We start from the raw sequence: 15,328 nt of genomic DNA on the forward strand, positions 1-15,328 counted from the left end.
AATCTACGGAATGCCGAATGCGGAATGGCGAATGCGGAATGAGGCGGTGAGGGATCTCCATTCCGCACTCCGCACTCCGCATTCCGCACTCGTCATGAATCCCCGCGCCACCGCAGGTTCCAATGCGAAGCTGTGGCAGCGCGCGGCCAGCGAGGTGCGCCGCTGTGGCAATCTGTGCGGAGAGTTGGCGACGCGTGGCGATGGGGACGTCGCCGACATTACCCGGTTCGTGCGTGAGACACGGCCTGCAATCGTCGTGGCGGCTGGTGGCGACGGCACCGTGAGCGAAGTGGTGCAGGCGATCATGGCGGCTGGAGTGAATCCGCAACCCGCGCTGGCGATCATGCCGCTCGGTACGGCCAACGACATCGCGCGATCGTTCGGTCTGTGGTCGTTCCGGCAACGTGGCGGGGCGGCGGTCGAGCGTGCGGTCACGGCGTGGCGCGACGGTCGCGATCACCGCATCGATCTCGGTCATGCATCTACGACCGATCGGCAGTGCTACTTCGCCGGTAGCTTCGCCCTCGGCATGGACGCCGACATCCTGGCGATGCGTAACCGCTTGCGCCGTCGGTTTCATCTGGGACGAAGGCTGAGCGGCTACCCGCTCTACTTGTGGAGCTGTGGGGCCAACGTCCTGGCGCGCAGTCACGGCGGCGACGTGCGCTTGCGCGTCGATGGAGCGGAGCAGTCGGCTCGCTTTTACAATCTGCTGGTGACCAACACGCCGCAATACGCGGGCGAGTTTCGCTTCGACGCCGACAACTCGGTCGATGATGGCCGCCTCGATCTCCATCTCTTCGCCGGTGGGCTCGACTATCTGCGCCGCTACCCCGCCGCGTGGCGGCGACATGTTCACTACCACCGAGATGAGCCTGTTGCACCGCCCGGGTTGCAACGCGTGCGTGAACTCCAAATCGAATTGACGGCACCGCTCGCGGCGCAGCTCGACGGCGAAGAATGGGGAACGGCGTCGTCGTTCACCATCAGGGCCGTTCCCAACGCGCTGGTGATTCGCGTGCCTCCCCCGAGTCACCAGTCACGAGTCACGAATCACGATTCCGTGATCGGAATGCATCGCGGCTGAAGGCACACACGCTCCAACCAAGTGCGCACCGCAGGGTAGGGCGCCAGATCAAATCCGCCTTCATTGGCGACGTGGGTGTAGGCATACAGCGCGATGTCGGCGATCGAGTAGCGCTCGCCGACGAAGAATGTGCGCGTCGTTAGGTGCTGCTCCATCACGCCGAGCGCGGCGTAGCCGAGTTGTCGCTTCGCCGGGATCAGGGCGGCGCGCTCGGGCGTCAGCTCCGAGTGCATCCAAAAACGCACCGTCGCGATGTTGGGCTCGTGGCTGTATTGCTCGAAGCACATCCACTGCAAAACTTGCGCGCGCTCCAGCCGGTCAGTGGGGAAGAACGCCGTCCCCTCGGCGAGATAGAACAGGATTGCGTTGGACTCGGGCAGGAATACGCCGTTCTCCGGTTCGAGCGTCGGGATGCGGCCATTCGGGTTCTTCTGGAGAAACTCGGCCGTGCGGGTCTCGCCCTTGTTGATGTCGAGATCGATTCGCTCGAACGGAATACCCAGTTGCGCCAGCAGCAGTCGCACCTTGTAGCCATTGCCCGATGGCAAGTAGTCGTAGAGTCGCAGCATGCCGTCTCCTCTCGGCCGCAGGTTGTAGCACGCGCGCGTGTTGCCGACGCGTGCTCCGTTCCGACGCCCGTGTAGGGGCGACGCATACGTCGCCCGCTTTGAAGATGTCAGATCGCCGTTAGCAGGATCGGACGACCGCGAGTGACAACGAGCGAGTGCTCGTAGTGGGCGCTGAAGCTTCCGTCGGTGGTCTTCATCGTCCAGCCGTCATCGGCTTCAAAGACGGTGCCCGCGCCCGCGGCGATGATCGGCTCGACGGCGATCACCAGTCCGTCGGTGAGCACGCGCCGATCACGCGTCTCGACGTAGTTGGGGATCGTCGGCTCTTCGTGAATGGCGCGGCCGACACCGTGGCCGCCAAGTTCGCGGATGACGCTGAAGCCGCTGCGCCGCACCTCCGATTCGATGGCGCGGCTGACGTCTTGGATACGGCGGCCGGCTTGGATCACTTCGAGCGCGCGTTCGAAGGCGCGCCGCGCGCACTTCGCCAGCGCGCGATGCCGTTCCGACACCGGCGGCACGGCGACGGTGATGGCCGCGTCGGCGATGTAGCCGTCTTGCTCGACGACGAGATCGAGCTTGACGAGGTCGCCGGCGCGAATGACGCGATCACTCGGCACGCCGTGGACGGCTTCGTCGTTGACGCTGATGCAGATCGATCCTGGAAAGTCATAGAAGAGGCGCGGCGCCGAGCGCGCGCTTCGAGCGGCGAGCAACTCGGCGCAACGGCGGTCGACGTCGGCCGTGCTCATTCCCGGACGCAGCTCGCTCTTGAGCTGCTCCAATACCGCCGCGACTATGCGGCCGACGCGGCGGAGATGATCGAGGTCGTGTGGCGATTGGATGCTCATCGTTGTTTCAGCCTAGAGGAATGCTTCGCTTGATGCACGCCCGGTTTCACTCGTCGGACAACAGTCGTTGTCCAGCGCGCATCGCGACGCCCCATGTGGGGAGGAGTTGCGCGGCATGGAGGTCGACCGGTGGGGTCGGGGCGCTGACCAGCGGCTGCAATGCCGATTGCCACCAGCCGACGTCGTGCCACGCACCGAACTTGAAGCCGACGTGCTGATAGACACCGACGGGAGTGAAGCCGAGCGACTCGTGCAGGCCGACGCTGCCCGCGTTGGGCAAGGTAATCCCGGCATAGGCACGATAAAAGCCCTGCACCACCAGGAGCCGGAACAGCGACGTGTACAGCGCCCGCCCGACGCCCATGCGGCGTGCGTGCTCGTGGATGTAGACGGTGACGTCGGCCGACCACTGGTACGCGGCGCGTACGCTGTGTTGGCTGGCGTAGACGTAGCCGAGCACGTCGCCACCGCGATCACATACCAACCACGGCCAGTGCTCGAGCGTCTTCACGATGCGCTGCCGCATCTCTTCCACGCTCGGTACCTCGATTTCGAAGGAGATCGCCGTGTCGCGCACGATCGGCGCGTAGATCGCCTGGATCTGGGCCGCGTCGGAAACGGTGGCGAGGCGGATGGTGGAGGGCATTGGTGTGCACACATAGCGCGTGCGCGCCGATCAAGCCAAGAGAAGCACGAGGAGTGACTTTGCACGAAGATGGAAGGGCCTGCCCACCGGCGCTCTATTGCCGGCTTCGTGCAAAATCCGGCAACGTTGTCGGGCGCGCCTTGCCGCGAAGAAGCGACGCAGATAAGAACGGGCGCATCGAGTCATGAGTGTTTCCCCACAGCGAGCAGTAGTCACCGGATGCGGCGCGTTATCGCCGCTCGGCTGTGGGGTGCCGGCGTTCTGGAGCGGGCTGCTCGCTGGGCGCAGCGGCTTGGCGCCGACAGTGGGCGCCGACGATGTTCAGGTGCTTGTCGGTGCCGTGAAGGACTTCGCGCCCGAGCGTGATCTCGCGGCGGATGAAGTTCAGCGCCTCGATCGCATCACGCAGTACGCACTGATTGCGGCGCGTGAGGCGTTGCGCGACGCTGTGCTTGATTTGACGGCTGTCAATCGCACGCGAGTCGGCGTGATCTTGGCCACGACGATTGGCGGCATGCTGATCGGTGAAGCATATCAGCACGCCAAACACGACGGCCGATCGTTTGATGCGCGGCAACTGCTGCACCATCCGTACTACGCCGTCGCCATGCGGCTCGCGCGCGCGCTCGATGTGCGGGGGCCGGTGGTGAGCCCGTCGATCGCCTGCGCATCGGGAACACAGGCGGTCGGGCTCGCGCTCGAATTCATCCGGCTCGGGCACGGTGACGTGTTCATCGTCGGCGGGGCGGAGACGATCTGCGCGTTCGTGACCGATGGATTCAATTGCCTGCGGGCGACCACCAGCGACGTGGTGCGACCGTTCGATGCCCGGCGCGATGGTCTCGCCCTCGGCGAAGGCGCGGCGGTGTTGGTGATCGAGTCGTTGGCGCATGCGCAGGCGCGCGGCGCCCGGGTCGACGTTGAAGTCGCCGGTACGGGTTTGTCGAGCGATGCGACGCATATGACCGCGCCCGCTCGCGACGGTTCGGGAGCGGCGCGTGCGATGCGGGCCGCCCTCGCCGATGCGGAGATCGAGCCGAGCGCGGTCGACTGCATCAGCGCCCACGGCACTGGCACGGTCTACAACGACGCGATGGAGATCGCGGCGATCACTGCGGTGTTCGGTGACAACGCGGCGCGCATTCCGATCAACGGAATCAAAGGGGCGATCGGCCACACGTTGGGTGCTGCGGGCAGCTTCGAGGCGATCATGAGTGCGCAGATCCTACGCACCGGGGTCATCCCGCCTACTGCCAACTGCGAGCAACTCGATCCTGGATGTCCGCTCGACATCGTGCGCGGCGCGCCGCGACGTCGCGCAGTGCGCATCGTACTCTCGACCTCGTCGGCGTTTGCCGGCAACAACGCGTCGATTGTGCTGCGGCGAGCCTGATGTCGTGATGCAGCCCGTCGTCATCACTGGCATCGGCGTGGTCTCGCCGCTCGGCTGTTCGGTCGCCGAGCTGACGCGCAACTACGCCGCGTTCGAGCGAGTGCCGCGCGCGGGCGAACTCGCGCAGATCCCGCTCGAAGTCATCCCCGCCGACAAGCGCACCCGCATCGGACGCCTCGATCGTTTGTGCCGGATGTTCTTGGCTACCTCGTATCTCGCGGTCGAGGACGCGGGCCTCGGTGTTCCTGTGGACGATGCGGAGCGCGTCGGCCTGTCGTTCGGCACCGGCTTCGGCTGCCTACTGACCAACGCGGAGTATCATCAGAAGATCGTCGACAACGGCGCCGCAGCGGCGAGTCCGCGGCTGTTTGCGTACACCGTGTCGAGCGCTGCTGCGGGCGAGGTGTCGATTGCGTTCGGCATCAAAGGCCCCAATGTCACCACGCACATGGGGTTCGCGGCCGGCCTGGGCGCGATCGGCTACGGCTTCGATTTGATTCAGATGGGCAAGGCCGATGTTGTGCTCGCCGGCGGTGCCGATGCGATCGGCCCCGCCCTGATAGACGGGCTGCGCGAAATGGGACTGCTCAAGGCAGCCGAGCAGTCGCGTCCGTTCGAAGATGCGGTTGCCGGCGTCTGTCCGTCGGAAGCGGCGGCGGTGCTCGTGCTCGAGCGTGCGGATCGCGCGGCGCAGCGTGGGGCGCGCGTGTGGGGACGAATCGCCGGCTATGCCGCCGGCTTCGAGCCGACGCTGACGCATCCGGCTCGCGAAGGGACCGGTGTCGTCGGCACCATGCAGCGCGCTCTTTCGCTCAGCGGCCAGCCGGCGAACGCTGTCGGGTTGGTGCTGAGCAGCGCACACGGCACGCCGATCGATGCGATCGAGCGCGCCGCGATCACACAAGTGTTCGGCGCGCAGCCACGCGTGCTGGCACCGAAGGCTGCCCTGGGCGAGACCTTCGGCGCCAGCGGCGCGTTGGCGCTGGCACTCGCAGCCGGGCTAGCTCACGCCAACCCTCTTCCAGAGGAGGCCGTCGATCTTCTCGCGAACACGCCCTTCGAGACGCCGCCAAAAGAAGGCGGCTCCTCAGGGCGAACGGAAAAGCTTGTTCAGATCAATTCGAGTACCGTTCGGGCTGAGGAGGACCCATCTTCTCAGGGGCCGTCTCGAAGCCCTGCTCACGATTTATCGACACTCCCAGGGGGAGAGGCAGAAAGCACCTCGTTGGTTATGGTCAACTCCCTATGCTATTCGGGCAACGTCGTTAGCCTTCTGTTTCACCCTGAACGATGACCATGGCCAGCCCGTCGCTGCGTGTCCTGCTGATCTCCGCCAACACGGAGAAGCTGCCCGACCCGGTGTTCCCGATCGGCGCCGCGTACATGGCCGCGGTGGCGGAGCAGCATGGACATGCCGTCGACACGCTCGATCTCTGCTTTCTCGACGCACCACGGCCCGCGCTCGATGAGAAGATCCGGGCCTGCGATCCGCAAGTCGTCGGCATCTCGCTGCGCAACCTCGACTCGTCGTCGTATCCGCAGAACACGTCGTACATCGACGACTATCAGCGACTCATAGCCGCCGTGCGGGAGTTGACCGGTGCGCCGATTGTGCTCGGCGGCGCCGGCTTCACCATCACCCCGCAGACGATCCTCGAATACCTGGGTGCCGACGTTGGTGTGGTCGGCGAAGGCGAGATGGCGTTCCCGTGGATATTGCAGCAGCTCGCCGGAGGACAACCACTCGCCTCGACTCCGGAGTTCATCTGCGAGCCGGTGAATGGCGGCGTGTGCGTCAGCTCGGTCGCGCGCATCAAGCAGCTCGACGTCACCGGCATCCCCATGCGCCAGCGCTTCGACATGCAACGCTACTACGAGCGCGGCGGCGCGCTGAACATCCAGACCAAGCGCGGGTGCTACTTCGAATGCGTGTTTTGCAGCTACCCGCTGATTGAAGGCTCGAAGGTGCGGATGCGGACGGCGACCACCGTGGTCGACGAGATGCAGGCCATGCGCGCGGAGTTCGGCATCCGCCATTGGTTCTTCGTCGACAACATCTTCAATATGCCGATCCGGCACGCCAAGGACGTCTGCGCCGAGATCATCGCGCGCGAACTCGACGTCGAGTGGTCGGCCTATCTCAACCCGAAGTTCATGGACGCGGAGTTGTGCGACTTGATGGCGCGCTCGGGCTGCAAGGCGATCGAGTTCGGCACCGATTCGGGCGCGCCGGCGATGATCGAGAATCTCAAGAAGGAATTTAGCGTCGACGACCTGCGTCACGCGTCCGCCCTGTGTCATCAGTATCGCCTGAAGTTCTGCCACAGCTTGATCTTCGGCGGGCCGGGCGAAACCTCGCAGACGGTGACGCAGACCCTTGACCTGATGGACGAGCTCAAGCCGACGGCGGTGATCGCCTTCACCGGTATCCGCGTGCTGCCGGGCACCGGTATGGTCGACATCGCGCTGCGCGACGGCCAGATCGATCCCGACGACAACTTGCTCTATCCGAAGTTCTACATCTCGCCCAATCTTCGCGACGAGCTGATCGATCGCATCGAAGCGTACGCGCACACGCACACCAACTGGATCGTGCCGGGCAAGGGTATCAAGACCAACATCCAGGTGTTGCAGAAGCTGCGCGAGCGCAAGATCAAAGGACAACTGTGGCGACTGCTGCGGTGAGTGCCGACCCGCTGCGCCTCGACGGCAAACGCGCACTGGTGACCGGCGCGTCGCGTGGAATTGGGCGAGCCGCCGCCGAAGCACTCGCATCCGCGGGCGCGGCCGTCGCGATCAACTACGCGCGCTCGGCGAGCGAAGCCGAGGAAGTCGCCGCTGGCATCTGCGCGCGGGGTGGTGACGTGGAGGTGATTCAGGGCGACGTTGCCGATGCCGATGCGGTCACGGCACTGTTTCAGCGGGTCATCGAGCGCTTCGGTGGCGTCGACATCGTGGTCAACAACGCAGCGGTGATTCACGATGGCTATGTGATGATGATGACGCCGGCGGCGTGGGATGAGGTGATCGCGGTGAATTTGCGCGGCGCATTCCTGTGTGCGCGGCAAGCGCTGCGGCCGATGATCCGGCAGAAGTGGGGCCGCATCATCAATGTGATCTCGCCGGCCGCGCTGCTGGGGAAGAGCGGTGCCGCCAACTACGCGGCGGCGAAGGGCGGGCTGCTCGGCTTCGGCAAGTCGCTTGCGCGCGAGGTTGGGCGCTACGGCGTCACCGTCAACGCGGTGTGCCCCGGGTTGATCGAGACGCGTTTGATCGCCAACCTGCCGGCGGCGGAGCGCGAACGCTTTCATGAACAGATCGCGCTCGGCCGTTTCGGCGAGCCTGCCGAAGTGGCGCAGGCGATTCGGTTTCTCGCCAGTCCCGCTGCGAGCTACATCACCGGCGCCACGCTCACGGTCGATGGCGGCCTGACGATGGCGTGAGGACTTCACCACGAAGACGCGAGGACCACGAAGAACGGGCCTCGGGATCCTTCAGGCCTGACTTTGGACATTCGACTTTGGACTTTGGACTCTGATCGGTGAAACGAATTGCCATCACAGGGATGGGCAGCATCAACGCGCTCGGTGCGGGCGTCGCCGCGTTCGTCGATGGGCTGCGGGCGGGACGTTGCGGCATCGGAGCGTTGTCGCTGTTCGATAGCGCAGGGTTCCGCAGCTCGCGCGCCGCCGAAGTCAAGGAGCTGCCTGCGCCAGCGTTCGCGCCGCGCGCAATCAAGCGGCGCGCGTCGCGTACGACAATGCTCGCTCTGATTGCGGCGCATGAAGCTTGGCGGATGGCGGGTATCGAGGCGGCGGTGGCTGCGCAAGCCGGCGTGGTGCTGGGCACAACCACCGGCGGCATGGCCACCGGCGAAGAGGCATTTCGCCGCACGTTGTGCAGTGCGAAGCCGTCGCCGCGTTTGTCGGAGTGGTTGGAGACGCCCGTCTCGGCGCCGGTGGACACGCTGGCGCATGCATTCGAATGTGGTGGGCCGCGCCTGACGGTATCGACTGCCTGTTCATCGAGCGCCAACGCGCTCGGCATCGCCGCCGATTGGATCCGCGGCGGCCGCGCTGACACCGTGTTGTGTGGCGGTACCGATTCGCTGTGCCGCATGACGTACTCGGGGTTCAATGTGCTGCAGGCGCTCGATCGCGAGCCGTGCCGCCCATTCGACAAGGATCGTGCAGGGTTGACGCTCGGCGAGGGCGCGGCGGTGTTTGTCTTCGAAGCGTGGGAGAGCGCATGGCAGCGTGGTGCGCGCATACTCGGCGAGTTTGTCAGCTACGGCGTCAGCGCCGACGCGCATCATCTCACCCAGCCGCGTCCGGACGGCGAGGGGGCGATGATGGCCATGCGGCGCGCGTTGGCAGAGGGTGACGTGGCGGCCGAGGCGATCGACTACGTCAACGCGCACGGCACCGGCACGCCGCTCAACGATGTGGTCGAAACCCGCGCGATCAAGGCGGTGCTCGGCGGGCGCGCGTATCGGGTGCCCGTGAGTTCGACCAAATCAATGATTGGACACTGCCTCGGCGCCGCCGGTGCGATCGAAGCGCTGGCCTGTTTGCTCGCGCTGCAGTTTCGCTTCATCCCGCCGACGGTGAATCTCACCCACCCGGACCCGGAGTGCGATCTCGACTACGTGCCGAGTCGAAGCCGCGCGGCTGAATTGCGTACGGTGTTGTCGAACTCGTACGGCTTCGGCGGCAACAACACCAGCCTGATTCTGCGCGGCTACGATGGGTGAACGATCCCTCCGTGCCGAGGCGGTGGCGGTCACCGGTATCGGCATCGTCAGCGCGCTTGGATTCGGTCGCGAGCAGTTCTGGACCGCGTTGGTAGAGGGACGCTCAGGCATCGCGCCGATCGAGAGTCTCCCGCCCGCCAACGGACCGCCGACTGTGGCAGCGGAAGTGCGCGGCTTCGTCGCGCGCGAGTACATCACCTCGAGCCATCTACGACGGATGGACCGATTCTCGCGCATGATCGTGGCCGCCGCGCGCATGGCGTTACTCGATGATGCGCGAGGTGTGCTCGATGGCGTGCCCCTCGAACGCGTTGGGGTCGTCGTCGGCTCAGCGTTAGGCGAGATCGCCGACTCCGTCACGCACTTGGGGAAGGTGTTTACCAAGGGCGCCGCCGCCGCCAGTCCGATGGTGTTTCCCAATCTCGTCCTGAACGCGGCAGCGAGCTACGCCGCGATGGAGTTGGGCGCCACCGGGATCAACCTCACCGCGGCGCAGAATGAGATTTCGGGGGAGCAGGCGATCATCGTTGGTTGCGATGCCATCAGGGCGGGGCGGGCCGACGTCGTCATTGCCGGCGGTGGTGACGAGTTGGCGGCGATCGTCGTCGACGTCCATCGCCGCATCGGCGCGCTCTCGGGGCAACATGGTGGGTCCGAATGGAGCAGCCCGTACGATGCGCAGCGCAACGGCGTCGTGTTAGGCGAAGGCGCGGCGATGCTGGTGCTCGAATCGGTCGCGCGGTCGCGGTCGCGCGGCGCGACTGTCTATGCAGAGATCGCGGGTGATCTCATCTTCAGTGTGCCGGCGCCGTCGTATGATTGGCCGCCGCACGCGACGGCAGCCGTTCAACCGTTGCGCCGCTTGATCGGCGACCAGCCGCTCGATCTGATCTGCGGCGGCGCGAATTCCACGCGTCGGTTGGATGCGTGCGAGTTGGATCTCCACGCGCGCCTGTTGGGCGAACGGGCAACCGCGGCGCAACTCACATCAATCAAAGGAGCGATCGGCGAGTTCGGCGCGGCCGGCGCGACCACTGTTGCGGCCGCTTGCTTGGCGTTGCACGAGCAGGTGGTACCGCCGCTCTGCCATTTGCGACAGCCCGAACCCGGCTCACCCCTCCGATTCGCCGGGAGACAAGGAGCCCCGTTCGCGATGGAGCGCGCCCTAGTGTGCGGTCTGGCACGAGGCGGAGCCGGCGCCGCGCTGTTGCTGCGCCGCGCGACGGCCTAGTTCGACCGTCCTTTTTGGGCATTAGTATTCTTGACTGGGCCGTCGCGACTGCGCTAGTCGAGTGGCTAGGTACACTCTCATCCAATTGGCTCAATCCCGACGGCACGCTATACGAGATTCGGAGGAACGCCACCAATGCGACCGAATCATAGACATGCGATCGTCCTGGACGCTTTCACCCAAGAGATTGCTGACCCTTGGATCAGCATAGCGGTGGCCTTCGGACCAACTGGAGAGCAGTTCATCGCAGTCGGGTCCGCGGCTGGCGCGTTCAAGGCGCGGCGCAACGCCAGATCAAAAGCTCAAGAGTGGGCTGACCATCAGTACAGCATTGCGCGGCATCAACTTATTTCAAAGCGGTCCTTCAAGGATGCAGTATCGGGAGTGATGAAGCGACGCGCCCGATCTGCGAAGTCGCTCGCGTCGCCCCCGACACAATCACCAAAGTAGCCAAGCGGCTATGCATATCCCGTTTGCGCCTGGCTCTGGGTTTTTGGGGGATTGTGAATCTGCGATCCAACGCGACGCGAGCGTTCTCCGCAGCGGAAGGCCGATCCATATACAGCTCGCCAAAGGTGGAGGGTACGCGGCTCGGATCAAAGTGATCATTCACCCGAGCAGCGCGAGTTTCTTCGGCGCAGAATGGTCCGGAACTCGATTTCCAGCGCGAATCAAGGCCGCCGCTACGGCGCTGCGCAACGCAGGTCTGCGCGGACGGTTTTCCATCTCACATCTCGACGGAACCATCGAAATCACGAAGCTCTCCTAGGGTCGCGCGGCGTCTCTGATACTCGGCTAGCTTTGCTTGGGGTAGCGCGCGTGCCTACAGCGTAGGTTCCGCGCCTGGCGGATCGAAATTCATGATCGTCCCACGCTCTGGGAGATGCTCCCGCAAGATGTCCTCGAACGGGCGTTGGTCGATCACTTCGAACTGGCTCGTCTCGAGCGGGAACCGCGCACCCGACTCGGTGTACGGCGTCACTGCGGCTGAGCCGGCGGAGAGCACGGTGACGATCGGCACCAGCTTGTGCTGGATCGTTGCGTCTTCACGCGTGGTGACGACAAGCTTGCAGGTTGGGAGACCGATCGAGAGTAACGCGACGAGGCGAATGAAGTCGCTGTCGCTGACGCCGCCTTGGCTGCGCCCGCCGGCGATCTGCCGCAGTCGCGGCACCGAGAGATACACCTCCATGCCCAGGTCGAGCAGATGTTGCGCGTGTAGGGCGAGTGCGGTGAGCTCGAAGGCGAGGTCGGGATTGAGACCGACGAGAATCCCGGGATTGGCGACACGCAAGCCAGCGCGAAAGCTGCGGTCGAAGTTAGTCAGCCGCCGCTCGAAGTCGGCGCGCGGATTGTCGGGATCGGCGCCCATGAACTTGACGTAGTGCGAGCGCGAGTAGGTTTCCTGGAACGTACACATGGTGAGTTTGGGCACCACGCTACCGTCGTCGTGGCGGGCGATGCCGGCGAGCAGCGTGTCGAATTCCTCGGCATCGATCGAACCGACGTTGATGAGCGTGTGTCCGAACCGCAGCGCCTGGGTCACGCGCAACGCCTGATTCACATAGTCCAGCGCCCACGGTCGATTGGCGCGGCGATACTCACCGGTGAGCAACGCCACCGCGTGCATCCCCCGTTGGCTCAAGACGCGGAGCTGCGCTTCCACGTTCGCCAAGTCGGCGGTCTCGCGCCGCAGTGCCTGGTTGTCGCGCCGCATGCCGCACATGCGACACTCGGCGTCGCAGGTGTTGGTCATGTACAACGGCGAGAAGGTCTCTAGGCGCGTGGGATGGCGTTGACGCACGGCCAGCGCGAGGTCATACATCGCGTCGCTGTCGAGTGCCGGAGCGAACCACAGTACTGCGATCTCGTCCGAGGTCAGCCCGGCACCGTAGCGAGCGCGCTCGATCAGCGCGGTGACGCCGCGGCGTGCGGTCGTGCAGGCGCGCCGGAGGCGGTGGTCGAGGTCGGTGGGATCAAGTGCGAAATCCATCATTGACACGCCGCGTGTGTAGCGTAGCGCAGCCGGCATCGTCAATCTGATCCTTGACGCTGAACGAACTATCGCAACTTCTTGCCAGCGCGCTTGCGTGAGACCTTGCCCAAGACGGGCGACCCCTCGATACGCAGTCCCTCGATGCGAAGCCTCCGGCTTCTACTCGGGGCTGCTACTCGGGGAAGCGGTGGATTCTATTCCACGAACATCCAAGTCCGTTTGCCCGAGTAGGTCGCGTAGCGATCGTATTGAGGGCCTCCTCGTGCAAGGCCCCTGCGTGGAGTCCTTGCGTTGACCCTGTGGGGCGGCTGGGTTACCAGCACAGCCAACCGTGCCGATTGAACCGCTCACGCCTTCCGCGATCCGTCATGCGCTCAGCGTCGATGTCGAAGACTGGTACCACGATGCCGCGTCTAATGTGCGCGCTCCCTACGAGCAGCGGGTTGAAGCCAATACCTTGCGCTTGCTCGACCTCTTTGCCGAGCACGACGCGCGCGCCACGTTTTTTGTGCTCGGCGAGGTCGCCGCGCAGTATCCCGGGTTGATCCGCCGCATCGCCGCTGCCGGCCACGAGATCGGCAGCCACGGGTATCGACACTGCCGAGTACCACAGCTGCTGCGACGCGAGTTTCGCGATGATGTCGCGCACTCGCTGCGAGTGCTCGAAGACCTGACCGGGCGCCGCGTCGGCGGATATCGTGCGCCCTACTTTTCGATCAAAGCCGATGTCCAGTGGCCGATCGACACGCTGCGAGAACTCGGGATCGCCTACGATTCGAGTATTCTGGCCATCGATCGGCCGCCCGGGTTGGAGCTGGTGTGTCCGCGCACGCCGTTTCGACATCGCAACGGACTGTGGGAAGTGCCGGTCGGAGTGTTGCGGATGCTGTACTTCTGGCACTTGCCGCTGGCCAGCGGCGCGGGGTTGCGGATGGTGCCGACCCGTTTGCTATGGCGCTGTGTGGAGCGCTTCGAACGCGATGTCGGAGCGGGGGTGTTCTATCTGCACCCGTGGGAGCTCGATCCGGCATCGCCCGCGTCGCCCGGCGCAGCCGGCTGGTTTCTGCGCGCCGGACGCCGTCGGCTGCCGGAGCGTTTGCGCGCGCTGTTGCGCGCGCGTGCGTTCGCGCCGATCGGCGAGGTCTTCCCCGATTGCAACGCGGCGGTGACGGCATGACCCAACGGCTCGGATCTGTCGTCCCGGTCATTGTCGGAGTCGGAGTTCTCGCGTGGCTATGTTGGCACTTTGGTCTGAGCGATTTTGCGACTGCGCTTGGTCGATTGTCGCCCGCCACCCTCGTGCTCTACTTCCTCTGCGGTGTCGCGGTGCGGGTGGGGCAGGGTATGCGCTGGCGCATGGTCGCCAACGCGGTGGGTACGCCCTTACCGCTGCCGCGATTGATCGCCGTGCGCTTGGCCGGCGACGCGGTCGGGTCACTCGTCCCGTCGGCCAAGCTCGCCGGCGAGCCGCTGCGCATTGCGTTGCTGTACGCCGGAGGCGTGGCCGGTGCGCCGGCGAGCGCCGGGGTGTCGATCGATCGGATTCTCGAAGTGATCAGCAACATGCTGTGCTTCATCGTCTTCGTCGCGGTGTTCGCGTGGGCGCACGCCTTCGGTGCGCTCCACCGCACGGCGCTCGCGCTCATTCTGATGATGGCGGGTCTGCTGTTGATCTTGTCGATCCCGTTGCTGATGCTGCGGCGCGGAATCCCGCCGCTGGCGCCCTTCTACGGCTCGCGCGCGCAGCGCTGGTTTGCGCCATTGGTTCGATGGATGCCGGTGCTCCAGCGCGTCGAAGCGCACCTGCTGCAATTCTTTCGCGATCGTCCGGTCACCTTGGTGTGGGGCGTGCTGGCGTCGCTGTTCATCGAGTTGCTGACGGTATGCGAGTACCACTTCTTGTTGGCCAGCTTCGCGGTCGATCTCGATCTGCCGACGCTGCTGCTGGCGCTGGTGGGAACCGGAGTCGCTCGCACGGTGCCGGCGCCGGGAGGGCTCGGTGCGCTGGAGGCGAGTCAGGTGGGAGTGCTGGCTCTCGCCAGCGGCCGGCCGGCGATCGGGTTTGTCGTTGGGGTTGTGATGCGGCTGCACGAGACACTGTGGATGGCCATCGGGTTGTTGGCGCTGACGTGGCAGGGCCGCGTGCTGGCGCGTTTGCGATCGGTCACTCCGGAATCAAAACTAGTGGCATGACACTCGGGTTGGTGCTGGCGTTCGTGTTCGCGCTCGGCTGGGTGCCGCTGTACCTCTTTCGCGCGGAGACCCTGAGTGACGCGTTGCCGTTCTATCAACGCGTCGAGCAACGATGGGCGCGTGTGGCGGCGATCGTCATGGGAGTGCATGTCGGCGCGGCCTGCGCGCTGGTGAGTGTGGCGCAGGCGGTCCCGCTGTGGCGCGCCAGCACAGGGCTTGGCCTCTTTGCGTTGGCGCTGGCCTTTTGGCTGTGGGCGCGAGTCATGATCGGCCCGTTGCGGCGCACTCGCTTGCCGGACGAACCGCCGCACAGTTTGCGGCAGGACGGAGCGTTCGGGATCGTCCGCAATCCGCTCTACCTGAGCATGCTGATGGCGGCCGCGGCGCCCGCGTTGGTGGCTGGCCACGCGGTACTCGCGCTGACCTACACTGGCTGTGTCGTGGCGCTCGCCGTGCGCGCGGTGCAAGAGGAGCGCCGCCTGCATGCGCAACTCGGCGCCCAATACGATGCGTACGCGCGTCAGGTGAAGCGGCTGGTGCCCTTCGTATGGTGAATGGGGCTGGGGGTTGGGGGCTAGGGTCTGGTCGGACCCCCAATCCCTGACCCCG

At 65.3% G+C, this 15,328-nt stretch carries 14 protein-coding genes; 10 read left to right on the plus strand and 4 right to left on the minus strand.

Features of this window, described 5'->3' with window-relative positions; genetic code table 11:
- Window positions 1-94 precede the first annotated feature (94 nt).
- Window positions 95-1,087, plus strand: a complete 993-nt coding sequence (locus HYR72_21110) for a hypothetical protein (GenBank protein ID MBI1817482.1) — start codon at window positions 95-97, stop codon at window positions 1,085-1,087.
- On the opposite strand, the gene HYR72_21115 is transcribed toward HYR72_21110, so the two are convergent.
- The 3 genes from HYR72_21115 to HYR72_21125 form a co-directional block, all read right to left on the minus strand.
- Window positions 1,054-1,656, minus strand: a complete 603-nt coding sequence (locus HYR72_21115) for a glutathione S-transferase family protein (GenBank protein MBI1817483.1) — start codon at window positions 1,654-1,656, stop codon at window positions 1,054-1,056. The genes HYR72_21110 and HYR72_21115 overlap by 34 nt on opposite strands.
- Window positions 1,657-1,763: 107 nt before the next feature.
- The gene (gene map, locus HYR72_21120) at window positions 1,764-2,507 is read right to left on the minus strand and encodes a type I methionyl aminopeptidase (GenBank protein MBI1817484.1); all 744 of its coding nucleotides are present in this window, start codon (window positions 2,505-2,507) and stop codon (window positions 1,764-1,766) included.
- A 46-nt stretch (window positions 2,508-2,553) separates the two neighbouring features.
- On the minus strand, window positions 2,554-3,153 hold the full coding sequence (locus tag HYR72_21125; GenBank protein ID MBI1817485.1) for an N-acetyltransferase: 600 nt from the start codon (window positions 3,151-3,153) through the stop codon (window positions 2,554-2,556).
- Between the two features lie 184 nt (window positions 3,154-3,337).
- Here HYR72_21125 and HYR72_21130 point away from each other — a divergent pair, with 184 nt between their 5' ends.
- From HYR72_21130 to HYR72_21155, 6 genes are all read left to right on the plus strand, one after another.
- Entirely contained in the window at window positions 3,338-4,546 is a 1,209-nt protein-coding gene (locus HYR72_21130) for a beta-ketoacyl-[acyl-carrier-protein] synthase family protein (protein ID MBI1817486.1), read from the plus strand.
- A gap of 7 nt (window positions 4,547-4,553) precedes the next feature.
- Entirely contained in the window at window positions 4,554-5,840 is a 1,287-nt protein-coding gene (locus HYR72_21135) for a hypothetical protein (GenBank protein MBI1817487.1), read from the plus strand.
- A 2-nt stretch (window positions 5,841-5,842) separates the two neighbouring features.
- Window positions 5,843-7,231 carry a cobalamin B12-binding domain-containing protein gene (locus HYR72_21140; GenBank protein MBI1817488.1) on the plus strand — a complete coding sequence of 463 codons (1,389 nt, stop codon included), beginning with the start codon at window positions 5,843-5,845 and terminating at the stop codon, window positions 7,229-7,231.
- An 11-nt stretch (window positions 7,232-7,242) separates the two neighbouring features.
- Window positions 7,243-7,989 carry a 3-oxoacyl-ACP reductase FabG gene (locus HYR72_21145; GenBank protein MBI1817489.1) on the plus strand — a complete coding sequence of 249 codons (747 nt, stop codon included), beginning with the start codon at window positions 7,243-7,245 and terminating at the stop codon, window positions 7,987-7,989.
- A 98-nt stretch (window positions 7,990-8,087) separates the two neighbouring features.
- The gene (locus tag HYR72_21150; protein ID MBI1817490.1) at window positions 8,088-9,299 is read left to right on the plus strand and encodes a beta-ketoacyl-[acyl-carrier-protein] synthase family protein; all 1,212 of its coding nucleotides are present in this window, start codon (window positions 8,088-8,090) and stop codon (window positions 9,297-9,299) included.
- Window positions 9,292-10,530, plus strand: coding sequence for a hypothetical protein (locus HYR72_21155; GenBank protein ID MBI1817491.1), 1,239 nt, complete (start codon window positions 9,292-9,294; stop codon window positions 10,528-10,530). The genes HYR72_21150 and HYR72_21155 overlap by 8 nt, the downstream gene beginning before the upstream one ends.
- 823 nt (window positions 10,531-11,353) lie before the next feature.
- On the opposite strand, the gene HYR72_21160 is transcribed toward HYR72_21155, so the two are convergent.
- On the minus strand, window positions 11,354-12,562 hold the full coding sequence (locus HYR72_21160; GenBank protein ID MBI1817492.1) for a hypothetical protein: 1,209 nt from the start codon (window positions 12,560-12,562) through the stop codon (window positions 11,354-11,356).
- A gap of 295 nt (window positions 12,563-12,857) precedes the next feature.
- Here HYR72_21160 and HYR72_21165 point away from each other — a divergent pair, with 295 nt between their 5' ends.
- The 3 genes from HYR72_21165 to HYR72_21175 are packed head-to-tail and all read left to right on the plus strand — an operon-like array spanning window position 12,858 to window position 15,273.
- The gene (locus HYR72_21165; protein ID MBI1817493.1) at window positions 12,858-13,703 is read left to right on the plus strand and encodes a polysaccharide deacetylase family protein; all 846 of its coding nucleotides are present in this window, start codon (window positions 12,858-12,860) and stop codon (window positions 13,701-13,703) included.
- Entirely contained in the window at window positions 13,700-14,719 is a 1,020-nt protein-coding gene (locus HYR72_21170; GenBank protein MBI1817494.1) for a flippase-like domain-containing protein, read from the plus strand. The genes HYR72_21165 and HYR72_21170 overlap by 4 nt, the downstream gene beginning before the upstream one ends.
- Entirely contained in the window at window positions 14,716-15,273 is a 558-nt protein-coding gene (locus tag HYR72_21175; GenBank protein ID MBI1817495.1) for an isoprenylcysteine carboxylmethyltransferase family protein, read from the plus strand. The genes HYR72_21170 and HYR72_21175 overlap by 4 nt, the downstream gene beginning before the upstream one ends.
- Window positions 15,274-15,328 lie beyond the last annotated feature (55 nt).

It is taken from the genome of Deltaproteobacteria bacterium, assembly GCA_016178705.1.
Taxonomy (GTDB): Bacteria; Desulfobacterota; Binatia; order HRBIN30; family JACQVA1; genus JACOST01.